This window comes from Psychrobacillus sp., from assembly GCF_056205495.1.
In genome coordinates this window covers 1-4598 of the sequence record NZ_JBAEAP010000258.1, presented here as the reverse complement: position 1 = coordinate 4598, position 4598 = coordinate 1, and the positions used below count along the sequence as shown (strand labels likewise).

Sequence of the window (4598 nt, the reverse complement as noted above, 5' to 3'; positions counted from 1 at the left end):
AATGATTATCAAATGAATATATTAAAGGCACAAATGATTCATGCGGACTTTCTCGCGATTAACATGAAGGAAGAACTAGAAGTAAGTGTAACAGTGAACACAACTGGAACTTCTGTAGGTGTCTCAGAAGGCGGATTAATCCAACAGCCAAACAGAGAACTTACAGTTATTGTAAAGCCTTCCGATATTCCAGATTCTATAGAAGTAGATGTAACTAATCTCGCTATCGGTGATACGCTAACAGTTGGAGACGTTCGAGAAAAAGTAGATTATAAAATTGTCGAAGATGACGACTATACTTTAGTAACTGTATCGGCTCCAAGAGTGGAGACAGAATCGGATACTGAAACAGAAACTGATGCAGATGCCGAAGGAACAGAAGAAGCATCCTCAGAGAAATAAACCCAAAGGGCGAGTCCCTACTAAAATTATGAAAGCAATCCTAAAGACGAGAATGATGTTTTATCAACATTCTCGTCTTTAGTTATGCACCAATACAATTATTAGTTTGGGAACTGGGTTCCATTCTTTCGTTTATAAAGAGGGTGATGTTCTAAGTGAACAAACTGATTTATGGGCTTTACTCATCCCTCTTATGTTAAAATAAAAGAAATAAGGTTAAAAGGAATGGAAAGAAATGAAAATGATCGTTGGCCTAGGAAACCCAGGCAAGCAGTATGAAGGCACAAGACATAATATTGGTTTTCATGTAATAGATGAACTTTCAACACGCTTAAGTATTCCCCTCAATCAGTCAAAATTTAATGGAATGTATGGAACAGGATATATCGGGACTGAAAAAGTTATGCTGTTAAAACCTTTAACATACATGAACTTGTCGGGAGAATGTATCGTTCCGATGATGAATTATTTTGATGTTGAGGATGAGGAATTAGTTGTTATTTATGATGATTTGGATTTACAAGCCGGGAAGCTACGACTTCGCCAAAAGGGAAGTGCGGGAGGTCATAACGGGATTAAATCCATCATTCAACATATGGGGACACAGGAATTTAATCGAATTCGAATAGGAGTGGACCGTCCAAAAAACGGGATGAAGGTTCCAGACTATGTACTCTCCAATTTCACCAATGAAGAAAAACCAGAAATTGATTTAGCGATTAAAAAGAGTGCGGATGCTTGCGAACAATGGTTTACTAAGAGTTTTCTTGAAGTAATGAATGTTTTTAATGGTGCATAAAAGTTGAAGTAAAAGCCTATACTTCCTAAAAAGGGGGTTAATGGCTATGCCGATTCGTTATAGATGTCGCCATTGTGAAACAGAAGTTGGTCAGCTACCATTCGATTCCATAGACGAGGCTTTTTTAGAAAAACACAATATTGAGCCAGAAGAACAACACATATATATACAAACGGGGGCTGAGGGAGATTATACGATACAGTGTATTTGTGAAGAGTGTCAAACCTCTTTGCAAAAGTTTCCTAGCTATTATGCATTAAAAAAATGGATACAGTAAACGCTTTGGCACACTTCGTGCACAAAGCCTTTTTCTGTTTTTAATTGCAGAGTAAATCGTTTGTATGTTTATTAGATAAGGGTGGGTGAAAATGGAATTACTAAGTAATGTATTAATCGAAGATAAACAAATGCAAAAGCTAGTGAAAGATTTAGAGAATGGTATAGACCAAACATTAATCACGGGTCTATCAGGAAGTGCACGTGCTGTCTTTACTAAAATGCTTCATAAGGAACTAGATAAACCCATTCTGATTGTTACACCGAACCTTTTACACGCTCAAAAGCTTACAGAGGATTTAGTCAAGCTAATTGGAGAAGACTTAGTGCGTTTATACCCAGCCGATGAATTGATAGCTGCAGATATAACTATTGCCAGCCCCGAACTGCGTGCACAACGTTTAGAAACATTAGATCACATGTTAAATATAAAAAAAGGTGTCTATATTGTTCCAGTGTCTGGTCTGAAAAAACGAATGGGGAACGTAGAGGATTGGAAAAATAGCTCCATCTCCCTTAAGGAGGGGGAGGATCTTGTATTAGACAATTTCCTGCAAGGTTTAGTAGACATGGGTTATGTACGCCAGCCGATGGTTACCACTCCAGGAGAGTTTGCATTACGAGGCGGCATTATAGATATATATCCACTATATTTGGAAGATCCTATTCGGATAGAGTTATTTGATACAGAAATAGATTCCATTCGAACCTTTTCAGCAGAGGATCAAAGGTCATTAAAAAAATTAAAAAATGTTCGTATTTTACCTGCAACTGAATATGTTTTAACAAAAGAGAAAAAAATGATGCTAGCACAAAAGCTCGAGGAAGCATTAGCGGAAAGCTTGAAAAAGGTAAAGCTGGCGGATATTAAAGAGAAATTTTATCAAAATATACAACAGGATATAGAACTTTTAAAACAGGGAGAACAACCAAAGGAGTTTATGAAGTACATCTCCTTAATAGAAGAAGATAGCTTTTTAGGAAGTTATTTTGATCCACAAGGAATTGTTATGTTCGATGAGCTTGGAAGAATCCAGGAAGTAACAGAGACTTTGGAAAAAGAAGAAAATGATTGGTATCTTTCCTTATTAGAAGAAGGGAAGACCGTCCATAGTGTAAAACCGTCGTACCACTTGAAAGAAATCATTCATATGCTTTCTAACTACAAAGTGTACCTATCATTATTTTCACGTACTTTTTCTGGCATTGTCATAAAGAAGGCGATGAGCGTTTCGTGTAAGCCTATGCAAAATTTCCATGGACAAATGCATCTGCTAAAAAATGAAACTGAGAGATTTGCACAAGGTAAATTTAGAGTAGTTATTTTAGCAGATGGCAAAGACCGTGTTCAAAAAATCCATGCAGTTCTAGAAGATTATGAAATAGCTTCACAGATTGGTACGTCTACCAATGATTTAAATAACCCAGGAATCTTTATCGTAGAGGGAGATCTGGAAGCAGGTTTCGAATTGCCTCTTCAAAGAATAGCCGTCATAACGGATTCGGAATTGTTTAAGCAAAAGAGTAAGAAGAAATCTCGTACACAAAAAGTGACGAACGCTGAACGTATAAAAAGCTATTCAGAAATAAAGCCTGGAGATAATGTTGTACATATCCATCATGGGATAGGGAAATATATAGGAATAGAAACCTTGCTAGTGAACGGCATTCATAAAGACTATTTGCATATACGTTATCGAGGCGAAGACAAACTCTATGTACCAGTAGATCAAATAGATCTTATCCAAAAGTATGTTGCTTCAGGAGAAAAGGATCCAAAGCTTCATAAGTTAGGCGGAACCGATTGGAAGAAAACAAAATCCAAAGTATCGGCTGCTGTTCAAGATATTGCAGATGAGCTGATCAAGCTCTATGCTAAGCGTGAGGCTGAGGTTGGATATGCTTTTGAGCCTGATGGAGAGATGCAGCATACCTTTGAGGCGGCTTTCCCGTATGAGGAAACCGAGGATCAGCTACGGACAATTCAAGAGGTTAAACGAGACATGGAGAGACCAAGACCGATGGACCGTCTAGTTTGTGGTGATGTGGGCTATGGTAAAACTGAGGTTGCGATACGTGCTGCTTTTAAAGCGGTGATGGAAGGGAAACAGGTAGCATTTCTATGTCCTACTACCATTCTTGCACAACAACATTATGAAACGATGTTGGAGCGTTTTCAAGACTTCCCAATTGAGGTAGGGATGCTAAGCCGCTTCCGCACAAAGAAGCAGCAGGCAGAAACAATTACCGGATTGAAAAAGGGTCTAGTGGATATAGTAGTTGGAACTCACCGTATCCTGTCAAAGGATGTAGAATATCAAGATTTAGGTCTATTGGTAGTGGATGAGGAGCAACGTTTTGGAGTTAAGCATAAAGAAAAGATTAAGCAGCTTAAAACAAACGTTGATGTTTTAACGCTTACTGCCACTCCAATTCCTCGTACCCTCCATATGTCGATGATTGGAGTACGGGATTTATCCGTTATTGAAACTCCCCCTAAAAACCGTTTCCCAGTGCAAACATATGTAATGGAATATAACGGAGCCTTAGTTAGGGAATCTATTGAAAGAGAACTGGCTAGGGGAGGACAGGCATTTTTCCTATACAATCGCGTTGAGGATATCACTCGCAAGGTTGATGAGATACAAATGTTAGTCCCATCTGCTAGAGTAGGCTATGCACATGGGCAAATGTCCGAGACGGAGCTAGAGTCTGTCATTATCAGCTTCTTAGAGGGAGAGTATGATGTCCTTGTGACAACTACTATTATAGAAACGGGGATAGATATCCCGAATGTTAATACATTGATCATCCATGATGCGGATAAAATGGGGCTGTCTCAGCTGTATCAGCTACGTGGACGCGTAGGTCGTTCTAATCGTGTGGCCTATGCCTACTTAATGTATCAAAGGGACAAAGTGTTAACTGATGTAGCAGAAAAAAGGCTACAGGCGGTTAAGGAATTTACAGAGCTTGGATCTGGCTTCAAGATAGCGATGAGAGATTTATCTATACGAGGAGCAGGAAATCTATTGGGTTCACAGCAGCACGGATTTATTGATTCGGTAGGATTTGATCTATATACGCAAATGCTAGAAGAAGCTATACAAGAAAAACAAAC

4 protein-coding genes are annotated in these 4598 nt (G+C 38.7%); all 4 read left to right on the top strand.

Annotation, left to right across the window (positions count from 1 at the left end; all coding sequences use genetic code 11):
* The coding region (locus tag AC06OU_RS07420) for a 50S ribosomal protein L25 (protein WP_475854985.1) at window positions 1–402 on the top strand (402 nt) is incomplete at its 5' end.
* Between the two features lie 235 nt (window positions 403–637).
* Window positions 638–1201, top strand: coding sequence for an aminoacyl-tRNA hydrolase (gene pth / locus AC06OU_RS07415; RefSeq protein ID WP_475854984.1), 564 nt, complete (start codon window positions 638–640; stop codon window positions 1199–1201).
* A 46-nt stretch (window positions 1202–1247) separates the two neighbouring features.
* Entirely contained in the window at window positions 1248–1478 is a 231-nt protein-coding gene (locus AC06OU_RS07410; RefSeq protein ID WP_251556961.1) for an anti-sigma-F factor Fin, read from the top strand.
* 91 nt (window positions 1479–1569) lie between these two features.
* Window positions 1570–4598 (top strand): transcription-repair coupling factor (mfd, locus tag AC06OU_RS07405; RefSeq protein WP_475854981.1); only part of this gene is annotated, 3029 nt, incomplete at its 3' end.